The sequence below is a fragment of the Pantoea sp. GbtcB22 genome, from assembly GCF_019091025.1.
Classification (GTDB): Bacteria; Pseudomonadota; Gammaproteobacteria; order Enterobacterales; family Enterobacteriaceae; genus Pantoea; species Pantoea leporis.
Genome location: NZ_JAGXKB010000545.1, coordinates 1 through 248, shown reverse-complemented (window position 1 = coordinate 248; position 248 = coordinate 1). Strand labels below are relative to the sequence as shown.

The 248-nt window shown below is 56.5% G+C and carries 1 protein-coding gene; it reads right to left on the bottom strand.

What is annotated here, in order from left to right; all coding sequences use genetic code 11:
- Window positions 1-248: patatin-like phospholipase family protein (locus KVT28_RS25940; protein WP_217551138.1), on the bottom strand; the 248-nt coding region annotated here is incomplete at both ends.

Genomic DNA, 248 nt, shown 5'->3' with positions numbered 1-248 from the left:
GATCGGCACGGGATTCACCACCGCGCCATCCACCAACCAGTATCCATTGTAAGCAATGGGTGGCAATAACCCTGGCATACTACAGGACGCACGCACAGCTTGATGCAAACCGCCTTCGGTCAACCACACTTCTCGTCCGGTACTGAGATTGGTCGCGACGACGCCAAATGGCTTATCGCACCCATCGATGAGGACGTTGGGAATCAGCTGGCGGATGTGGCTAATCAGCCGGTCGCCGCGCAATAAAC